Origin of the sequence: Kribbella sp. NBC_00709, from assembly GCF_036226565.1 — a bacterium.
GTDB lineage: Bacteria > Actinomycetota > Actinomycetes > Propionibacteriales > Kribbellaceae > Kribbella.
Genome location: NZ_CP108996.1, coordinates 6376623 through 6394436 on the forward strand (window position 1 = coordinate 6376623; position 17814 = coordinate 6394436).

General features: G+C 68.7%; 16 protein-coding genes. 11 read left to right on the forward strand and 5 right to left on the reverse strand.

Features of this window, described 5'->3' with window-relative positions; all coding sequences use genetic code 11:
• The first annotated feature begins 31 nt into the window (after positions 1-31).
• The 3 genes from dapB (at position 32) to OHA18_RS31265 (ending at position 3855) form a co-directional block, all read left to right on the forward strand.
• Positions 32-778, forward strand: coding sequence for a 4-hydroxy-tetrahydrodipicolinate reductase (gene dapB / locus OHA18_RS31255; RefSeq protein WP_328998917.1), 747 nt, complete (start codon positions 32-34; stop codon positions 776-778).
• A complete protein-coding gene (locus OHA18_RS31260; RefSeq protein WP_328998918.1) occupies positions 779-1222 on the forward strand; it encodes a hypothetical protein in 444 nt (147 codons plus the stop codon). It begins immediately after the preceding gene.
• Between the two features lie 122 nt (positions 1223-1344).
• Positions 1345-3855 carry an ATP-binding protein gene (locus OHA18_RS31265; RefSeq protein WP_328998919.1) on the forward strand — a complete coding sequence of 837 codons (2511 nt, stop codon included), beginning with the start codon at positions 1345-1347 and terminating at the stop codon, positions 3853-3855.
• A gap of 393 nt (positions 3856-4248) precedes the next feature.
• Here OHA18_RS31265 and OHA18_RS31270 read toward each other — a convergent pair whose 3' ends face one another.
• The 3 genes from OHA18_RS31270 to OHA18_RS31280 all read right to left on the reverse strand — a co-directional run bounded on the left by OHA18_RS31270 (position 4249) and on the right by OHA18_RS31280 (position 7875).
• A complete protein-coding gene (locus tag OHA18_RS31270; protein WP_328998920.1) occupies positions 4249-5961 on the reverse strand; it encodes an alpha/beta hydrolase in 1713 nt (570 codons plus the stop codon).
• A 105-nt stretch (positions 5962-6066) separates the two neighbouring features.
• Positions 6067-6669 (reverse strand): GNAT family N-acetyltransferase, encoded by a 603-nt coding sequence (locus OHA18_RS31275; RefSeq protein WP_442914345.1) that lies wholly within the window; start codon positions 6667-6669, stop codon positions 6067-6069.
• Between the two features lie 18 nt (positions 6670-6687).
• Complete coding sequence (locus OHA18_RS31280) at positions 6688-7875, reverse strand: DUF418 domain-containing protein (RefSeq protein WP_328998922.1); 1188 nt, start codon at positions 7873-7875, stop codon at positions 6688-6690.
• 163 nt (positions 7876-8038) lie between these two features.
• Between OHA18_RS31280 and paaA the strand changes: the two genes are divergently transcribed.
• The 5 genes from paaA to paaE are packed head-to-tail and all read left to right on the forward strand — an operon-like array spanning position 8039 to position 11499.
• Positions 8039-8947 (forward strand): 1,2-phenylacetyl-CoA epoxidase subunit PaaA, encoded by a 909-nt coding sequence (paaA, locus tag OHA18_RS31285; protein ID WP_328998923.1) that lies wholly within the window; start codon positions 8039-8041, stop codon positions 8945-8947.
• Complete coding sequence (paaB, locus tag OHA18_RS31290; RefSeq protein ID WP_167213524.1) at positions 8944-9222, forward strand: 1,2-phenylacetyl-CoA epoxidase subunit PaaB; 279 nt, start codon at positions 8944-8946, stop codon at positions 9220-9222. Before paaA ends, paaB begins: the two co-directional genes overlap by 4 nt.
• On the forward strand, positions 9219-9953 hold the full coding sequence (gene paaC / locus OHA18_RS31295; protein ID WP_328998924.1) for a 1,2-phenylacetyl-CoA epoxidase subunit PaaC: 735 nt from the start codon (positions 9219-9221) through the stop codon (positions 9951-9953). Before paaB ends, paaC begins: the two co-directional genes overlap by 4 nt.
• Positions 9947-10414, forward strand: a complete 468-nt coding sequence (paaD, locus tag OHA18_RS31300; RefSeq protein WP_328998925.1) for a 1,2-phenylacetyl-CoA epoxidase subunit PaaD — start codon at positions 9947-9949, stop codon at positions 10412-10414. Before paaC ends, paaD begins: the two co-directional genes overlap by 7 nt.
• The gene (paaE, locus tag OHA18_RS31305) at positions 10414-11499 is read left to right on the forward strand and encodes a 1,2-phenylacetyl-CoA epoxidase subunit PaaE (RefSeq protein WP_328998926.1); all 1086 of its coding nucleotides are present in this window, start codon (positions 10414-10416) and stop codon (positions 11497-11499) included. The genes paaD and paaE overlap by 1 nt, the downstream gene beginning before the upstream one ends.
• 369 nt (positions 11500-11868) lie before the next feature.
• Here the strand turns inward: paaE and argG are convergent, their stop codons facing one another.
• Positions 11869-13302, reverse strand: coding sequence for an argininosuccinate synthase (gene argG, locus OHA18_RS31310; RefSeq protein ID WP_328998927.1), 1434 nt, complete (start codon positions 13300-13302; stop codon positions 11869-11871).
• Between the two features lie 309 nt (positions 13303-13611).
• Here argG and OHA18_RS31315 point away from each other — a divergent pair, with 309 nt between their 5' ends.
• On the forward strand, positions 13612-14421 hold the full coding sequence (locus tag OHA18_RS31315) for a metal-dependent hydrolase (protein WP_328998928.1): 810 nt from the start codon (positions 13612-13614) through the stop codon (positions 14419-14421).
• Here OHA18_RS31315 and OHA18_RS31320 read toward each other — a convergent pair.
• Positions 14412-14822 carry a hypothetical protein gene (locus OHA18_RS31320; protein ID WP_328998929.1) on the reverse strand — a complete coding sequence of 137 codons (411 nt, stop codon included), beginning with the start codon at positions 14820-14822 and terminating at the stop codon, positions 14412-14414. The two genes, OHA18_RS31315 and OHA18_RS31320, sit on opposite strands and share 10 nt — an antisense overlap.
• 321 nt (positions 14823-15143) lie before the next feature.
• Between OHA18_RS31320 and dapA the strand changes: the two genes are divergently transcribed.
• Both dapA and OHA18_RS31330 read left to right on the forward strand, forming a co-directional pair.
• Entirely contained in the window at positions 15144-16082 is a 939-nt protein-coding gene (dapA, locus tag OHA18_RS31325) for a 4-hydroxy-tetrahydrodipicolinate synthase (RefSeq protein ID WP_328998930.1), read from the forward strand.
• On the forward strand, positions 16079-17773 hold the full coding sequence (locus OHA18_RS31330) for a ribonuclease J (protein ID WP_328998931.1): 1695 nt from the start codon (positions 16079-16081) through the stop codon (positions 17771-17773). The genes dapA and OHA18_RS31330 overlap by 4 nt, the downstream gene beginning before the upstream one ends.
• The last annotated feature ends 41 nt before the right edge of the window (positions 17774-17814 follow it).

A 17814-nucleotide genomic window follows, 5' to 3' on the forward strand; every position in this document is an offset into this window, starting at 1 on the left:
TGTTGCACAAATCCGGACAGGAAGGGTGCGCATGATCAAGGTCGGTGTCCTGGGGGCCAAAGGCAGGATGGGCGCTCAGACGTGCCTCGCGGTCGAGGAGGCCGCCGACTGTGAGCTGGTCGCGCGGCTCGACCAGGGCGACGAGCTCGACGAGCTGACCGAGGCCGGCGCGGAAGTGGTGGTCGACTTCACCCGGCCCGAGGTCGTGATGGGCAACCTGGCCTGGTGCATCGAGCACGGCATCAACGCGGTCGTCGGCACCACCGGGTTCGACGACGAGCGACTGGGCATACTGCGCTCGCAGCTCGCGGCCAGCCCGTCCACCGGCGTACTGATCGCGCCGAACTTCTCGATCGGCGCCGTCCTGATGATGCAGTTCGCCGCCAAGGCCGCGCCGTACTACGAGTCGGTCGAGATCGTCGAGCTGCACCACCCCGACAAGGTCGACGCCCCGTCCGGCACCGCCCGGCGTACGGCGGAGCTCGTCGCGGCCGCGCGCCGCGCGGCCGGATCCAAGCCGATCCCGGACGCGACCACGACCGCCCTCGACGGCGCCCGCGGCGCGGACGTGGACGGGATCCGGGTGCACGGCGTCCGGCTCCGCGGCCTGATCGCGCACCAGGAGGTCCTGCTCGGCGACGAGGGCGAAACCCTCACCATCCGCCACGACTCGATGGCCCGCACGTCGTTCATGGCCGGCGTCCTGCTCGGCGTACGCCGCATCGGCAGCACCCCCGGCCTGACCGTCGGCCTCGAACACTTCATGGACCTCACGTAAATGAATGCCAAGCGGACGGCGATCCTGCTCGCGGTCGTCTTCGTCGCGTACGCCGTTCTGCTCGGCTGGCGAGGGGTGTTGCTGATCGGGACGGGTGACCCGGTCGCGGTCGTGCTGGGGATCGCCGTCCTGATCATCCCGCTGCTCGGTGCGTACCTGGTGTGGCGCGAGCTGCAGTTCGGGCGCCGGACCGAAGTGCTGGCCCGCGAGCTGGAAACCTCCGGCGGTTTGCCGGTCGACGATCTGCCGCGGCGGCCGTCCGGGCGGATCGACCGGGCCGCCGCGGACGAGGCCTTCGGGAAGTACAAGGCCGAGGCGGAAGCGGCCCCGGGCGACTGGCGCGTGTGGTTCCGGCTGTCGACGGCGTACGACGCGGCCGGGGACCGGAAGCGGGCCCGCGAGACCATGCGGGCCGCGATCTCGCAGCACGACCAGACCTCGTGAGTTACCTGTGAGTTCGCTGTGAAGCACCCGGGGACACTGACAACGCGGTGCGGAACGGGATACCTTCAATGAGGTACGTGGCAGCCGCCACGTAAAGGTCGGAGACTGGGTGGGGCCGTCCTGTGCCATCAGAAGGGTCTCGCCGCGGCTCGGACGACGTGCAGGGGGCCGGGTTCGGTGGCCTGTTGCGTCGGCACCGGCGTGAGGCCGGGCTGTCGCAGGAGGCACTGGCCGAACTCGCCGGTCTGAGCGTCGACGCGATCGCGGCGTTGGAGCGCGGGCGCCGGCGTGCGCCGCGGGCGCACACGCTGCGCCTGCTCGCTGATGCGCTGCGTCTCGGCGATCCGGACCGGTCGCGGCTCACGGCCGCGGCCCGGAAAGAGGCGGACACCACCCGGACACCGATGCGCCAGCCGCCGGCGCCGACGAACGAGCTGATCGGGCGCACGACCGAGCTGACCGCGACGGGTCGCCTGCTGGGGCAGCGAATCACGCGTTTGCTTACCTTGACCGGACCGGGCGGTGTCGGCAAGACGAGACTCACGCTGGCGCTGGCCGGCGAGGTCGCGGACAGTTTCCAGGACGGTGTCTGCTGGGTGCCGCTCGCGACGCTGACCGACCCGGCTGCCGTCGTACCGGCGGTCGCGGCGTCGATCGGCCTGCACCTGTTGGAGAGCAGGCGACTGGTCGAGGAGATCGCCGAGCAGATCGGCCGGAGCACGATGCTGCTCGTCCTCGACAACTGCTCGCACGTGGTGGCGACAGTCGGTCAGGTCTGCGCCGCGTTGCTGGAGTACTGCCCGAATCTGACGATCCTCGCGTCGAGCCGCGAACTCCTGCGCCTCCCGGGCGAGAGCGTGTACGTCGTACCCGCGCTGTCGCTGCCGCATGACGAGGACCAGTTCGAGTTGTCGGAAGCGGTGCGTCTGTTCGTCGAGCGGGCGACCGCACGCGGCTACGACCCGGCCGGTCAGCTCGACCAGGTCGTCCGCGTCGTCCGTCGGCTCGAGGGCATGCCGCTCGCAATCGAGCTGGCCGCCGCGCGGACGAACGTGATGACGATCGAAGAGTTGGCGTCCGAGCTCGAGACGTCGTTCACCATCCTGGCCGGAGGCTCGCGGACCGCATCACCACGCCAGCAGTCGATGTACGGCGCGATCGAGTGGAGTCATGACCTGCTCACGCCGGCCGAGCGGGAGGTGTTCGCACAGCTGTCGGTGTTCGTCGGCGGCTGGACGCTGAACGCGGCCGCGACGGTCATGTCCGGCAAGGCCGCACCCGGGCCGTTGGAGCGGGCCGAGGCGCTCGACCTCACCGGGCAGCTCGCCGACAAGTCCTTGATCCGCGTGGCTCGGCGACGTGGCGTGACGCGCTACTACATGCTGGCGGTGATCCGCGAGTTCGCTGCCGACCGGCTGGTGGCGGTGGGCCGGACGGACGAGGCGGCCGAACGGCACGCGCAGTTCTACATCAGCCTCGCCGAAGAGGCCGAGGGACACCTGCGCGGTCCGGAGCAGGCGCAGTGGCTCGACCGGTTGGAGGACGAGCTGAACAACCTGCGGGCCGCGATGGCGTGGTCGTTGCGGACCAACTCGGCCGTCGAGGCCCTGCGCCTGGCCGCCGGCCTGTGGCTGTTCTGCTCGCTGCGCGGCCACTACGCCGAGGGCAGTCAGTGGCTGGAGCGGGCGTTGGCGCTCGGCGACTCGATGCCATCCGACCTGATGACCGAGCTGGCTCCAGCCTGCGCGAAGGCCAACCTGGGTGCCGGGACGCTGGCGTTCCTCCAGTGCGAGTACGACGCCGCGACCGACCGCCTGCAAACCGCACTGCGCCAGTACAGGGAGCTGGGCGACCGAGCCGGTACTGCATTGGTGCTGCAGCGACTCGGAGGAGTCGCCCGCGAACGCGGGGACTATGGGGCCGCGGAGGACCTGCACTGCGAGAGCTACGACCTGTACGAGAGCCTCGGCGACCGGGCCGGGATGGCCTGGGCGCACAACCACCTCGGCTTCGTGGCCTGGCTCCGCGGCGATCTGGACATCGGGAAGCGCCGGTGCCTGCGGGCCCGCGACGCCTTCCGGATCGTCGGCGACGGCGAAGGCCTCGCCTGGTCGCTGATCAGCCTCGGTGCGATCGCGCAGTACGGCGGTGAGCTGGTCGAGGCCGAGGACCTGTTGCAGGAGAGCCTGGCGCTGTCGCAGCGGCTCGGCTACCGCGAGGGCGTGGCCTGGTCGCTGAACCAGCTCGGCATCATCGAACGTCGACGTGGCTACACCGAGCGCGCCGTGCACCTGCTGGACGAGAGTCTCGCCGAGCATCGTGATCTGGGTGATCGATGGCGATCGGCCAGCGTGCTCGAGGAGCTGGCGGCAGTCGCTCAGCAACGTGAGCGGAGCGAGTACGCCGCGTTCCTGCTGGGGGCCGCTGACGGGGTGCGGGAGGTCATCCGCGCGCCCGTGCCGGTGATCGAGAAGCCTGACTGCGAGGCCACCCGAGCCGCGGTCGAAGCGGCGCTGGAACGGCGAGCGTTCCGGACCGCCTGGTCGGCCGGCCGGGCAGTGCCGCTGGCCGCCGTCGCCGACGGCTACCCGCCACCGGGAGGCGCCGCGGCGGGCTCGCCGACACTGGCCTGAAAACGGGCTTGAAGAAGGGCCTGAACATGCCTCGCGAGGCACCACGACCTGGGGGATCGACGGTGCCCCGCGAGGGATCTGGAGGCGCGGACAACGCGATTCGTGGCCCGGCCGGCTGTGCCCTTCTGTCTGACCCCCCAGGCAGTCCCCCCACCCTCACAGCCGGCCGAAGCCACGTCGGCGATGGTCACCTGTCATCGAGCCCTCCCAGTCGACGACCGGTTCCTCCGCGCTGACTCAAGGTTGCCGTTATCACGCTGTGTCGCACAGGGACGAAACCCTGACATCGCCCTGACAAATATGTACTGACAACGAAAGCAGCGGCCGGAATTCGCCGATGGTGACCGGAATCTGCCCGTGCGTAGGCAATTCCGGCCACCGGTCAAACGCTCGTTAGCGCAGATATCCGGAAACGGCTTTTGTGAATCCGGCGATCCGCCGTAAAGGAGTTTCATGGCTGTAGCCGGCGCCGGCTTCCTCGAGGCCGGGTGCCAGCTTCTCGGGCGCGGGGATGCCTTCACCTGCGCAGCTGACGTCCTTGGCCGGCGCCGTCCCGGTGGTGAGGAACGTGTTGACGATCTTGTCCGCGCAACGGTTCACGCCGCCGTACACACCGTGGTCGCCCTCACCGGTGACGGTCAGCAGCCGCGAACCGGCGTACCGGCTGTGGGCCGAGAGTGCGAGGCCGTAGTTGGTGGCCGGGTCGTGGACCGACTGCACCATCAGCGTTGTGGGCAGGCCCTTGCCCGTTGGTGTCGGCATGGTCAGGTTGGGGCGGTTCCAGTAGAAGCACGGGTTCTCGGTCATCGTCCAGCCGATCAGCGGGAAGTGCGGACCGAGCCGCGCGGCCAGCTGTTCGCCGGGTTCACGGCCCTGCGGCCAGGGTGTGTCGTTGCAGGTGATGGCGGTGAAGGTGGCGTTCTCGGCGTCGTCCGCGCCGAACATGCGCAGCCCGACCGGCGCGCGGTTGGCACGCTGGACGAGCTGCTGCTGGCGGACCAGCGAGAGGGCGTCCACCTGCCGCTGGGCGGCCTGCGGTCCGCCTTTTGCCTGGGCCGCGGAAAGGTCCCGGATAAATGCCAGATCGACGGCGAGAGAATAAAAGTCCAGCTTTGTATACATGTCGTTGGAGACCATCATGTCCAGCGTGTTCTGGTCGTAGGTGACCTGGACCGCCGCGTCCAGGAACTCCTCGACCGCGGGCCGCTCCTTCAGGGCCCGCCGCAGCCGCTCGTAGGTCCGGATGACTGCGCCGGGTGACGATCCGAGGTCCAGTTCGCCGTCGTACTTCGCCGCCCAGGGCGCGAAGTCCTCGCGGAACCGGCGCTCGAACGCCTGCGGCTGGCTGACGAACGTGTCGAACCAGGTCTTGGTGAAGTCCGTGTTCGAGTCCAGCACGAACCGTCCGACGTGGCCGGGGAAGTAGGTCTGGTAGTACGCCCCGAGCCAGGTGCCGCCGGAGTACCCGACGTAGTCGATCTTGTCGAAGCCGAGCAGCTGCCGGATCAGGTCCATGTCCTGCACGGTCTGCGCGGTGGTGATGTAGGGGAGCAGGCCGCGGGACTGGCGGTCGCAGTACGGCTGGGACATCGCCGACGCCTCGGCGATGAGGCCCTGGTTCGCGGGATCGCGGTCGCGCGCGTCCATCGTGTATCCGGGACTGCCGTCGCAGCTGACGGTTGAGCTGTTGCCCGTGCCCCGCGGGTCGAAGCCGACGGTCAGGTGGTCCTTGGCCAGCGGAGCCTGGCTCGCGAGGTACGGCGCCATACCGAGGCCCGCACCGCCCGGACCGCCGGGGTTGCCGAACACGACCCGGCTGGGTTTGCCCTTGGCCGGCGCGACCTTGCTGACCGCGATCTGGAGGTCGTTCCCGGCGTACTGGTTGGCCCAGTCGCGCGGGACGGTGACCTTCGCGCAGTACGTGCGGAACTCGGGCTCACCGCACTGGATCCACCGCGGTCTCTGCTCGAGGTACTTGTTCGCCACCTGATGCGGCTTGTCGACGACGGTCGCCGTCTGCATCGACGCGGTCGCCCCGGACCCCGGAACGATGAGCACGGCAGCGGCGGATATCCCTAGGCCGGCGGCCAGGGTCAGGTACTTCATGCAGAACTCCAGCGGATGGCGTTACGTGATCGGACCGTGACAATCTGTCATGCCCGTTGCACGTGGTCGAGCACCACCCCCGGCCCGTCGCCGATCGGCGAACTGCTATGCGGGACCTGGATCGGTGTGCAGGCGGATCTGCTTGATCCGGACCGACTCGTCGCCGTACAGGTCGAGCTCGCGATGGGCGCCGTCCGGGGCCCAGCCGGCCTCGGTGTAGAAGGCACGGAGGACGTCGTCGGTGGAGTTGACCCAGACTGTCAGCCGGGCGAAGCCGTCGGCGCGGATCGTGTCGACGACGGCGTTCAGCAGCCGGGAGCCGTGGCCGGCCCGGGTCGCGTCCGGCTGGACCGCGAGCTCGGCGATCACCGCGTCCCGCTGCGGGTCGGCGTCCGGGTCGTCCGACGGCGTGATGGCCGCGAAGCCGACCAGCGTCCGGCCGGCCAGCGCGACCATCACCCGGTTGCGTGCCTCGCCCGGCGCGAGCAGCGCGGCCCGCCACTGCGCCGCGAACTGCGCCGGGTTGAGATCGGCGAGGACATCGGCCGGCAGCAGTCCGGCGTACGCCGACCGCCAGGCCGCGACCTGGATCTCGCCGATCTCATTGGCCTCCGCAGGCAGCGCCAGCCGCACGCTGGTCTCGGCGACCGGGGTGTCGCCGGACAGCTCCGAGAGGTTGGCGGGTTCCGGGACGCCGAAGTCACTCATGTCACTCATCCTCGCAAGTCAGTACACGAGCTTGCGCAGCAGGGTCTCGGCCGGCCCGCGGTAGGAACGCCTGCTCATCGCGTAGGCGCCGACGACCGAGACGATCCAGACACCGATCGCGACCAGCGCCGCGGTGTACGCCGTACTCCCGAACCGCAGGTCCAGCGTGAACGGCGCCAGCAGAACCATCCACGACACCGACTGGAAGAGGTAGCCGGACAGCGACCGCTGACCGAGTGCGGAGATCGCGCGGACCGGCAGCGACAGCTTGGTGATCCGGGCGACGATCAGACCGAACAGAGCGACGTACCCAGGACCGCCGAACATCCCGCTCACGTGGGACAGGTAGCTGAGCGAACCGACGGCCGACTCGTCGACGTGCAGCCAGCCGGCGCCGACCAGGGCGGCGGGCAGACCACCGAGCACGGTGATGCCGAGACCGATCGAGGCGACCGCGGTCAGCAGGGTCTTGTGGGCGGCCGGGTTCTCCAGGATCTGCTTGCGGGCGGCCCAGATGCCGAGCCAGACGATGACGATGAAGCCGAGCACGCTGGCGAAGTGCATCGGGTACTCGTGCAGCCGGTCGACCATGCTCGCGAAGTACGACGTCGCGGCCAGGGACGGGTTCGGCTCGTTGGTCAGGGCGTGCGCGGGACCAGAGCTGTTGACGACGGCGAGCACCGCCTTGGCCCCGAAGGCGAGGACCTCGACGGCCATGAACGCCCAGATGACGAGGACGATGCGATGGAACTTGTCGCCGCGGTTGAGCAGGAACAACGTGCAGATGATGCCGACCACGCCGTACGCACCGAGGAAGTCGCCGAAGTACAGCAGCGTCGCGTGGGCCAGGCCGAAGGCGACCAGCCAGGCGTTGCGCTTGAGCAGGATCCGCCGGACGGCTCCGGGTGTCGCGCCGGAGTTGCGCTGCCGGCGGGCCAGCTGGACCAGGCCGTAGCCGAACATCACCGCGAACACCGGGTACGCCCGGGCGTCGACGAAGGTGAGCTTGAGGAAGTTCAGGATGCGTTCGAAGCCGTGCGGCGCGCTCTCCACGCCGGGCTGGCCGGCGAAGGCGAAGTTGGCGCTGTTGGCCAATCCGATCAGCAGCAGCATCGCGCCGCGGATCAGGTCGGGCGCGAGGGCGCGTTCCTTACCGGTGACCGGTCCGCGATGATCGACGGCCGGGAGGGTGCTGGTGGTGGTCACGGGGTCCTCCGGGAAACTGTGTAAGGCTTGAGCTGTTAACTCAATCCTCGCCATCCCGACCGGCCTTCCCCAGAGCGTCAAACCCCCTTCCGGGGTGGGTCCAGCACCACCTTTGTGACACCTGTTGTTGATTCTGAGAAAAAGTGTCACATATGCTGGGGGTATGGACTTCCAGGCGACCATCGACGCCGACGGCCGGATCGAGCCGCGGGACGCGATGCCGGACGGGTATCGCAAGACCCTGATCCGGCAGATCGCGCAGCACGCGCACTCCGAGATCATCGGCATGCAGCCCGAGGGCAACTGGATCAGTCGCGCGCCGTCGCTGCGCCGCAAGGCGATCCTGATGGCCAAGGTGCAGGACGAGGCCGGCCACGGTCTCTACCTGTACGCCGCCGCCGAGACGCTCGGGGTGGACCGGGCGGACCTGCTCGACCTGCTGCACAGCGGCCGGCAGAAGTACTCCAGCATCTTCAACTACCCGACGCTGACCTGGGCCGACATCGGTGCGATCGGCTGGCTCGTCGACGGCGCCGCGATCGTCAACCAGGTCCCGCTCTGCCGCTGCTCCTACGGGCCGTACGCGCGGGCGATGGTGCGGGTGTGCAAGGAGGAGTCGTTCCACCAGCGGCAGGGGTTCGAGATCCTCTACACGCTGTGCAACGGCACCGAGGCGCAGAAGGCGATGGCGCAGGACGCCCTGGACCGCTGGTGGTGGCCGTCGCTGATGATGTTCGGTCCGCCGGACACCGCGTCCACGCACTCCGAGCAGTCGATGGCGTGGGGGATCAAGCGGCACAGCAACGACGAGCTGCGGCAGCGTTTCGTCGACATGACCGTTCCGCAGGCCGACGTACTCGGGCTGCGGGTCCCTGATGACGGACTGGTGTACGAGGACGGGCACTACCGGTTCACCGAGCCCGACTACACCGAGCTGTACGACGTGGTGAAGGGCAACGGGCCCTGCAACGAGCAGCGGTTGTCGCACCGCGTGAAGGCGCATGAGGACGGCGCCTGGGTGCGCGAGGCAGCTGCGGCGTACGCGGCCAAGAAGGCGGTGAAGGCGGCATGATCGAGCCACTCTGGGAGGTCTTCGTCCGGTCGCGCCGTGGGTTGTCGCACACGCATGTCGGCAGCCTGCACGCGCCGGACGCGACGATGGCGTTGCGGAACGCGCGCGACGTCTACACGCGCCGGCAGGAAGGCGTGTCGATCTGGGTGGTGCGGGCGTCCGACATCACCGCGTCCTCGCCGGACGAGAAGGACGAGTTCTTCGACCCGGCCGGCGACAAGGTCTACCGGCACCCGACGTTCTACCAGGTCCCGGAAGGTGTCGAGCACCTGTGAGCGACCTGTTCGCGTACGCACTCCGGCTCGGCGACGACGCGCTGATCTCCGCGCAGCGCACCGCCGAGTGGATCGCCGCCGCGCCGCAGCTCGAGGAGGACGTTGCCCTCGGCAACATCGGGCTGGATCAGCTCGGGCAGGCGCGGTCGCTGCTGCAGTACGCCGGTTCGATGGACGGCCGCAGCGAGGACGACCTGGCGTACTTCCGCGACGAGCGCGAGTTCGTCAACCTGCAGCTGTGCGAGCTGCCCAACGGGGACTTCGCCTTCGCGATGGCGCGGTTGCTGTACTTCGCGACGTACCAGCATCTGTTGTACGAAGAGCTGTTGAAGTGCTCCGACGAGACGCTGTCCGGTGTCGCGGGGAAGGCGGTCAAGGAGGTCGCGTACCACGTCGACCATGCGACCCAGTGGGTGCTGCGGCTGGGGGACGGGACCGACGAGAGCCACCGCCGCATGCAGGCCGGCCTGGACGCCCTCTGGCCCTACACCGCAGAGCTCTTCGAGTCCGATGCCTTGGTGCAACGGCTGGACGTTGCCGTAGACCCTGCGACGCTTCAGGACGCTTGGACCGCTCGCGTCCTGGGCGTCATCGACGAGTCCACCTGCGAGCGACCTTCCTCGTCGTACCAGCACACCGGCGGCCGCGCGGGCCGGCACACCGAGCACATGGGTTACCTCCTCGCCGAACTCCAGCACGTCGCACGATCCCACCCGGGTGCGACATGGTGACCGACGCCGCAATCTTCGAAGCGGTCGGTGAGGTCGCGGACCCCGAGGTGCCGGTGCTGACGATCGCCGACCTCGGCGTACTGCGCGGTGTGCGACATGAGGGCGATGAGGTCGTCGTCACCATCACCCCGACGTACTCCGGTTGCCCCGCCATGGACCTGATTCGCCACGAGGTAGAGCTGACCCTCAACCACTTGGGCGTGGACGGCCGAGTCGAAACCGTCCTCTCCCCGGCGTGGACGACCGACTGGATGACCGACTCCGGCAAGGCGAAACTCGTCGACTACGGCATCGCCCCGCCGTCTTCGTCCGGACCAGTGATGTTGCGGTTGAGCGTCCGCTGTCCTCTCTGCGGATCACCTGACACAACAGAGCTAAGCCACTTCGGCTCCACCTCCTGCAAGGCACTCTGGCGCTGCAACACCTGCCGCGAGCCCTTCGACCACTTCAAGGCGATCTGATGACGACTGTGGCGCCTCGCCGGCGCGCAACCTTCCACCCGTTGAAGGTGGCCGCGATCGACGCGATCACCGACGACTCGGTTGCGATCACGTTCGCCGTACCGCCCGAGCTGACGGGGGAGTACGTGTTCACCGCCGGCCAGCACCTCACGATCCGCCGCCACGGCGAGGAGGTCCGGCGGAGTTACTCCATCTGCTCACCGGCCGATTCCGGCGTACTGCGGATCGGCGTGAAGCGGCTCCCGGGCGGCGAGTTCTCGTCGTACGCCGCGAAGGAGCTGAAGGTCGGCGACGAGCTCGAGGTGATGACGCCGCTCGGCCGATTCGGGACCGCGCTGGATCCGTTGCAGACAAAGCACTACGCGTTTGTCGCCGCGGGCAGCGGAATCACCCCGGTGCTCTCGCTCATCGCGACGATCCTCGCCGTCGAGCCGTCCAGCCGCGTCACGTTGCTGTACGGGAACCGGACCGCGGGGTCAGTGATGTTCGCCGACGAGCTGGCCGACCTCAAGGACCGGTACGCCGAACGTCTGCACCTCGTCCATGTGCTGTCGCGGGAGACGACCGAGGTCGAGCTGTTCAGCGGGCGGATCGACGCGGACCGGCTGCAGCGGATGTTCGCGACCATCCTGCCGCTGGACTCCGTCGACGAGTGGTTCCTCTGCGGACCGTACGCGATGGTGGTCGGTGCCCAGGAGCTGTTGCTGGGCGAAGGCGTACCGCGCGAACACGTCCACGCCGAGCTCTTCCATGTCGGCGACGAAGCTCCGAAGGCCCCGGTCGAGGAGTCGACCGCGGACGAGGACGCCGCCCAGGTCACGATCATCCTGGACGGCCGCCGCTCGACGTTCCCGCTCGGCGAGCACTCCAAGGCGGTGCTGGACGCGACTCTCGCCGTACGCTCCGACGCCCCCTTCGCCTGCAAGGGCGGCGTCTGCGGCACCTGCCGCGCCAAGGTCCTCGAAGGCTCCGTCACCATGGACACCAACTGGGCCCTTGAACCCGACGAGCTCCGCGCCGGCTACGTCCTCACCTGCCAGTCCCACCCGACAACGCCGACGGTAACCCTCGACTTCGACGCCTAACTCCCGCCTGAGCCCACGCGATGGATCCACCCTGGGCCCCCGCGATGGGTCCACCCTGGGCCCCCGCGATGGGTTCACCCTGGGCCCCCGCGATGGGTTCACCCTGGGCCCCCGCGATGGGTTCACCCTGGGCCCCCGCGATGGGTTCACCCATCCCGTGGTGGGTTCCCCACCCGGAGTCCGGGGCGGGAACCCACCACAAGATGGGTGAACCCATCGCGGGGGTGGGGACAGGAGGGCGAGGGGGGAGGGCGAGGGGGGAGGGCGAGGGGGGAGGGCGAGGGGGGAGGGCGAGGGGGGAGGGCGAGGGGGGAGGGCGAGGGGGGAGGGCGAGGGGGGAGGGCGAGGGGGGAGGGCGAGGGGGGAGGGTCAGTCGGTGCCGGATTCCATGGCGGCGCGGTCGAGGAGTTCGTCGGACTCGGTGGCCTCGCCGCGGGAGGCGATCGCCTCGGCGCCGCCGGTGGTGAGTTCGCCGATCAGGTCGGTGGAGGAGGCGAGCGCGGGGTTGGAGCTGCCGAACATGCCGAGGCCGGCGTACTGCTCCAGCTTCGAGCGGGAGTCGGCGATGTCCAGGTTCCGCATCGTCAGCTGACCGATCCGGTCGACCGGACCGAACGCCGAGTCCTCGATCCGCTCCATCGACAGCTTGTCCGGGTGGTAGCTGAGCGCGGGCCCGGTGGTGTCGAGGATCGAGTAGTCCTCACCGCGCCGCAGCCGCAGCGTCACCGACCCGGTGACCGCCGTACCGACCCACCGCTGCAGCGACTCCCGCAGCATCAGGGATTGTGGGTCCAGCCAACGACCCTCGTACATCAGCCGGCCGAGCTTCCGCCCCTCGGTGTGGTAGCTCGCGATCGTGTCCTCGTTGTGGATCGCGTTGACCAGCCGCTCGTACGCCGCGTGCAGCAGCGCCATCCCGGGCGCCTCGTAGATGCCCCGGCTCTTCGCCTCGATGACGCGGTTCTCGATCTGGTCCGACATCCCCAGGCCGTGCCGCCCGCCGATCGCGTTCGCCTCCAGCACCAGGTCGACGGCGGAGCCGAACTCCTTGCCGTTGATCGTCACCGGCCGGCCCTGCTCGAACCCGATCGTCACGTCCTCGGCCTCGATCACGACCGACGGGTCCCAGTGCTTCACACCCATGATCGGGTCGACGGTCTCGAGCCCGGTGTCGAGGTGCTCGAGGGTCTTCGCCTCGTGGGTGGCGCCCCAGATGTTCGCGTCGGTGGAGTACGCCTTCGCGGTGCTGTCCCGGTACGGCAGGCCGTGCGCGACCAGCCACTCCGACATCTCCGTCCGGCCGCCGAGCTCGTGCACGAACTGCGCGTCCAGCCACGGCTTGTAGATCCGCAGCTGCGGGTTCGCCAGCAGGCCGTAGCGGTAGAACCGCTCGATGTCGTTGCCCTTGAACGTCGACCCGTCGCCCCAGATCTGCACGTCGTCGTCGAGCATCGCCCGGACCAGCAGCGTGCCGGTCACGGCCCGCCCGATCGGGGTGGTGTTGAAGTACGTCCGCCCGCCCGACCGGATGTGGAAGGCGCCGCAGGCCATCGCCGCGAGCCCTTCCTCGACCATCGCCGTACGGCAGTCGACCAGCTGGGTGATCTCGGCGCCGTACGCCGTCGCGCGGCCCGGCACCGACCCGATATCGGGCTCGTCGTACTGCCCGAGATCAGCGGTGTACGTGCACGGGATCGCACCTTTGTCCCGCATCCACGCAACCGCAACCGACGTGTCGAGACCCCCGGAGAAGGCAATCCCGACCCGTTCACCGACCGGCAAAGAAGTAAGCACCTTGGACACAGGAAAAGTATGCACGCTCCTGCATGATTATGCAAAACCATCCCACCGTGAACCCCGGCCCGCCCGGCGCACCCGCCCCATGGCCCGTCTGAGGGGTCAACCCCTGAGGTGGCCGGTTGTCCCCTCGGGATCACGGGGGTCAACCGGATAACTGAGGGGTTGACCCCTCAGCTGACCGAGGGTCGGCCGGATCAGGGTGGATGAGGGGATGGGCGGGGTCGGCCGGGGTGGGTTGGTGGTGGTGTGGTCAGCGTGGCTGGTGGGGCTGGTGGGGAAGGAGCGGAGAGAATGAGGGGGACTGTGAGGGGAGTGAGGCTTCGGATGATGGGGCGGTCGCATGCTTTGTCGGGGTGGTGTGCCGGGTTGGCGGTGGCGCCGCTCGTCGGGCTGACGTCGGTGGCGGAGGTGGTGCCGTTCGCGGCCGCCACGGCCGGGTACGCGTTGCTGCCGGACCTGGATCACCCAGGGGCGAGCGCCTCGCGGTTGCTCGGTCCGGTGACGCGGCTGGTGTCGGGAGCGGTACGGGCGTTCTCCGGCGTGCTCTACAACCTCACCAAGGGTCCGCGTGACGAGGAGAGCACCGGCAAGCATCGCCACGCGACCCACACGCTGGTTGCGGCCGTCCTGCTCGGGTTCCTGGCCGCGAGCCTCGGTGACCGCGGCAAATGGGCGGTCCTGGGCGTCGCGGTGACCGGACTGGTGCTGGCGGCGGACGCTCTGGGCGACTGGATCGTCCTTGCAGTCCTCGCCGCAGCCGGTTGGTCAGTAGTAGGTGCGGCGCTCCCGGGTACGTCGGCCGCAGACGCCGTACAGGCTGGTCTCACGCAGATCGGTGGCTGGATCGGTGCGGCTGTTGCGGTCGGCATGTTCGTCCACTGTCTTGGTGACAGCCTGACCCGCTCCGGCTGCCCGTGGCTCTGGCCGCTCCCGATCCGCGGCGAGACCTGGTACGAGCTCCGCCTCCCGCGCCCGTTCCGCTTCAGCACCGACAGCTGGGTAGAGCGCCTCATCGTCGCGCCGGTCCTCTTCGTCGCCGGCGTACTCCTGCTGCCCGGTGCCTTCCCGGCCCTCCGCAACCTCTTCGACGCGACCTCGATCTGGATCGCCGGTCAGTCCTGAACACCTCCGGTCAGGTACGACGCCACGCCGCGCGACTCGAGTGCTGCCGCGAACCGCCGTTGATTCCGCTCGCTCGGCCACGCTTCAAGGAAGAACAGCGGCAACGCCAGCACGGCCCCGATCAGCACCACCCAGAAGCTCTCCGCCACGAACGCCACTGCGACCGACACCAGAAACACGCCCTCGCACAAAGCGAACCGCACATAGGTGGAGGTGGCGAACCGTCGCCAGGAATCTTCCTCGACCTCGGCCGCCGTGCGATGGGAGTACTCCAGCGGAGGAGTGCGGAAGCCGGCGAACTCACAGCACGAGTACGCGCCGACCGCAGCCGCAAGCACCACGAGCGGCGCCCACGCCGCTGGGAATTCGCCGATGCCGTCCACAGCCAGCACGAACCACATCGCGAAAGTGATCAATGGGATCGCGCAGGCCATTGTGGCGCAGACCATAACGAGGCTTTGGCGGGCAGTCGGAGTGGCAGCAGGTGTCGACACGCCGACGAGGGTAAAGCATCGGAAGGCACAGCAATTTGAACGGAATGCGGTCATGTGATCACGTAGAGTATTTGCAGAAGTTTTTCCGGATTTTTTTCGTAGAAGCTGTAACGACTGCTGGGGCGGGCCCGATAGGACGAGTGAGCCTGGTGGCTGCCCGGACCCCCGAGCGGACAGCCACCAGGCCTACCCATTTCTCCAGGGCTCGAGAGCGGTAATCTGAGGGCCATGTCCTCGCCAGAATCCACGCCCTCGTCGGGCTCGTCCGCGGCTCGGTCCGCGGTACTGCCGTTCGGCCGTCTGACGACCGCGATGATCACGCCGTTCCGGTCCGACGGGTCCCTCGATCTCGACGCCGCCCAGAAGGTCGCGCAGTACCTGGTGGACGGCGGCAACGACGCCCTGGTGCTGAACGGGACCACCGGCGAGGCGCCGACCACCTCCGACCAGGAGAAGGTCCAGCTGATCGAGGCCGTCCGGGAGGCGATCGGCGACCGCGCCAAGATCGTCGCCGGGGTCGGCACCAACGACACCGCGCACACCATCGAGTGCGCCAAGCAGGCCGAGGCCGCCGGCGCGCACGGTCTGCTCGTCGTCACGCCGTACTACAACAAGCCTCCGCAGGACGGGCTGCGCGCGCACTTCACCGCGGTCGCCGACGCCACCGGCCTGCCGAACATGCTGTACGACATCCCGGCCCGGTCCGGGGTGGAGATCAAGACCGAGACCCTGATCGGGCTCGCCGAGCACCCGCGGATCGTCGCGGTGAAGGACGCCAAGGGCGACCTCGCCGGGACCACCAAGGTGCTGGCGAACACCGATCTGTTCTACTACTGCGGTGCCGACGAGCTGAATCTCGCCTCGCTGGCGATCGGCGCGGTCGGTATCGCGAGCGTGGTTGCCCACGTCGCGAGCCGGGAGTACCGGCAGCTGATCGACGCTGTGGTGGCCGGCGACCTCGCAGCAGCACAAGAGATTGATCGACGGCTGGTGCCCGCCGTCGAGACGATCATGACCAAGACCCAGGGCGCCATCATGGTGAAGGCCGCGCTCAAGCTGGCCGGCGTCATCGAGCACGCGACACTCCGGTTGCCGCTGGTTGAGGCGACCGCCGAGCAAGTGGACTGGCTCACCACCGACCTCAAGACGGCAGGACTGATTGCATGAGCCATCCCCATCCAGATCTCGACGCGCCCGGACCACTGACTCCGGGCGCTTTGCGGGTGATCCCGCTCGGCGGCCTCGGCGAGGTCGGCCGGAACATGACCGTGTTCGAGTACGACGGCAAGCTGCTGATCGTGGACTGCGGCGTCCTGTTCCCGGACGAGAACCAGCCCGGCGTGGACCTGATCCTGCCGGACTTCGAGCCGATCCGGGACCGGCTGAACGACGTCGTCGCGGTCGTTCTGACGCACGGCCACGAGGACCACATCGGCGGGTTGCCCTACCTGCTGCGTGAGCGGGGCGACATCCCGGTGGTGGGATCGCAGCTCACGCTCGCGCTGCTCGAGGGCAAGCTGAAGGAGCACCGGCACCGCAACGTGCCGCAGCAGATCGTGGCCGAGGGGGAGACCCTGCAGATCGGCCCGTTCATCTGTGAGTTCGTCGCGGTCAATCACTCGATCCCGGACGCGCTCGCGGTCGCGATCAAGACCCCGGCCGGCGTCGTGCTGCACACCGGCGACTTCAAGATGGACCAGTTGCCGCTGGACAACCGGATCACCGACCTGCGCGCGTTCGCCCGGCTCGGCGAGGAGGGAGTCGACCTGTTCATGGTCGACTCCACCAACTCCGAGGTGCCCGGCTTCACCACGCACGAGCGCGACATCGCGCCGGTGCTGGACCGGGTCTTCACCAACGCGAAGAACCAGCGGATCATCGTCGCCTGCTTCGCCTCGCACGTGCACCGCGTGCAGCAGGTGATGGACGCGGCGGTGAAGCACAACCGCAAGGTGGCGTACGTCGGTCGGTCGATGGTCCGCAACATGGGCGTGGCCCGGGACCTCGGCTTCCTGAACGTCCCCGGCGACACGTTGATCGACATGCGCGAGCTGGACGACTACCCGCCGGAGCGGGTCGTGCTGGTGTCGACCGGTTCGCAGGGCGAGCCGATGTCGGCGCTGTCCCGGATCGCGGCCAACGACCACAACGTCGTACAGCTGCAGCCCGGTGACACCGTCGTCCTGGCGTCGTCGCTGATCCCGGGCAACGAGAACTCGGTGTACCGGGTGATCAACGGCCTGATCCGGCACGGTGCGAACGTGATCCACAAGGGCAACGCGCTCGTGCACGTGTCCGGTCACGCCAGCGCCGGCGAGCTGCTGTACTGCTACAACATCGTGAAGCCGCGCAACGTGATGCCCGTGCACGGCGAGGTCCGGCACCTGCACGCGAACGCCGACCTCGCGATCCAGACCGGCGTACCGCGGGAGAACGTGGTCGTCGTCGAGGACGGCGTGGTGGTCGACCTGATCGACCGCAAGGCCGTGGTGGCGGGCAAGGTGGACTGCGGGTACGTGTTCGTGGACGGCTCGACCGTCGGCGACATCACCGAGACCTCGCTCAAGGACCGCCGCATCCTCGGTGACGAGGGCTTCATCTCGGTCATCGCGGTGATGGACTCGGTCACCGGCAAGCTGACCGCCGGTCCGGAGATCCAGGCCCGCGGGTTCGCCGAGGACGACACGGTCTTCGACGACCTCAAGCCGAAGATCGAGGCCGAGATCGAGAAGGCGATCGGCAGCGGCGTCGACGACATGTTCCAGCTGCAGCAGGTGATCCGCCGGGTGGTCGGCAAATGGGTCAGCGACACCCACCGTCGCAGGCCCATGATCATTCCGGTCGTGGTCGAAAGCTGACTACTCGGTGTAGCCTCGGCGCGAGCTATTGAAAGGGTGGG

What these genes read in the sequence shown, in the direction of transcription:
- dapB (WP_328998917.1), top strand. Translation starts at nt 32, where the DNA reads ATGATCAAGGTCGGTGTCCTGGGGGCCAAAGGCAGGATGGGCGCTCAG.
- paaB (WP_167213524.1), top strand. Translation starts at nt 8,944, where the DNA reads ATGATCGAGCCACTCTGGGAGGTCTTCGTCCGGTCGCGCCGTGGGTTG.
- paaE (WP_328998926.1), top strand. Translation starts at nt 10,414, where the DNA reads ATGACGACTGTGGCGCCTCGCCGGCGCGCAACCTTCCACCCGTTGAAG.
- OHA18_RS31330 (WP_328998931.1), top strand. Translation starts at nt 16,079, where the DNA reads ATGAGCCATCCCCATCCAGATCTCGACGCGCCCGGACCACTGACTCCG.
- OHA18_RS31275 (WP_442914345.1), bottom strand. Translation starts at nt 6,669, where the DNA reads ATGAGTGACTTCGGCGTCCCGGAACCCGCCAACCTCTCGGAGCTGTCC.
- OHA18_RS31320 (WP_328998929.1), bottom strand. Translation starts at nt 14,822, where the DNA reads ATGTGGTTCGTGCTGGCTGTGGACGGCATCGGCGAATTCCCAGCGGCG.
- paaA (WP_328998923.1), top strand. Translation starts at nt 8,039, where the DNA reads ATGGACTTCCAGGCGACCATCGACGCCGACGGCCGGATCGAGCCGCGG.
- paaD (WP_328998925.1), top strand. Translation starts at nt 9,947, where the DNA reads ATGGTGACCGACGCCGCAATCTTCGAAGCGGTCGGTGAGGTCGCGGAC.
- OHA18_RS31260 (WP_328998918.1), top strand. Translation starts at nt 779, where the DNA reads ATGAATGCCAAGCGGACGGCGATCCTGCTCGCGGTCGTCTTCGTCGCG.
- dapA (WP_328998930.1), top strand. Translation starts at nt 15,144, where the DNA reads ATGTCCTCGCCAGAATCCACGCCCTCGTCGGGCTCGTCCGCGGCTCGG.
- OHA18_RS31270 (WP_328998920.1), bottom strand. Translation starts at nt 5,961, where the DNA reads ATGAAGTACCTGACCCTGGCCGCCGGCCTAGGGATATCCGCCGCTGCC.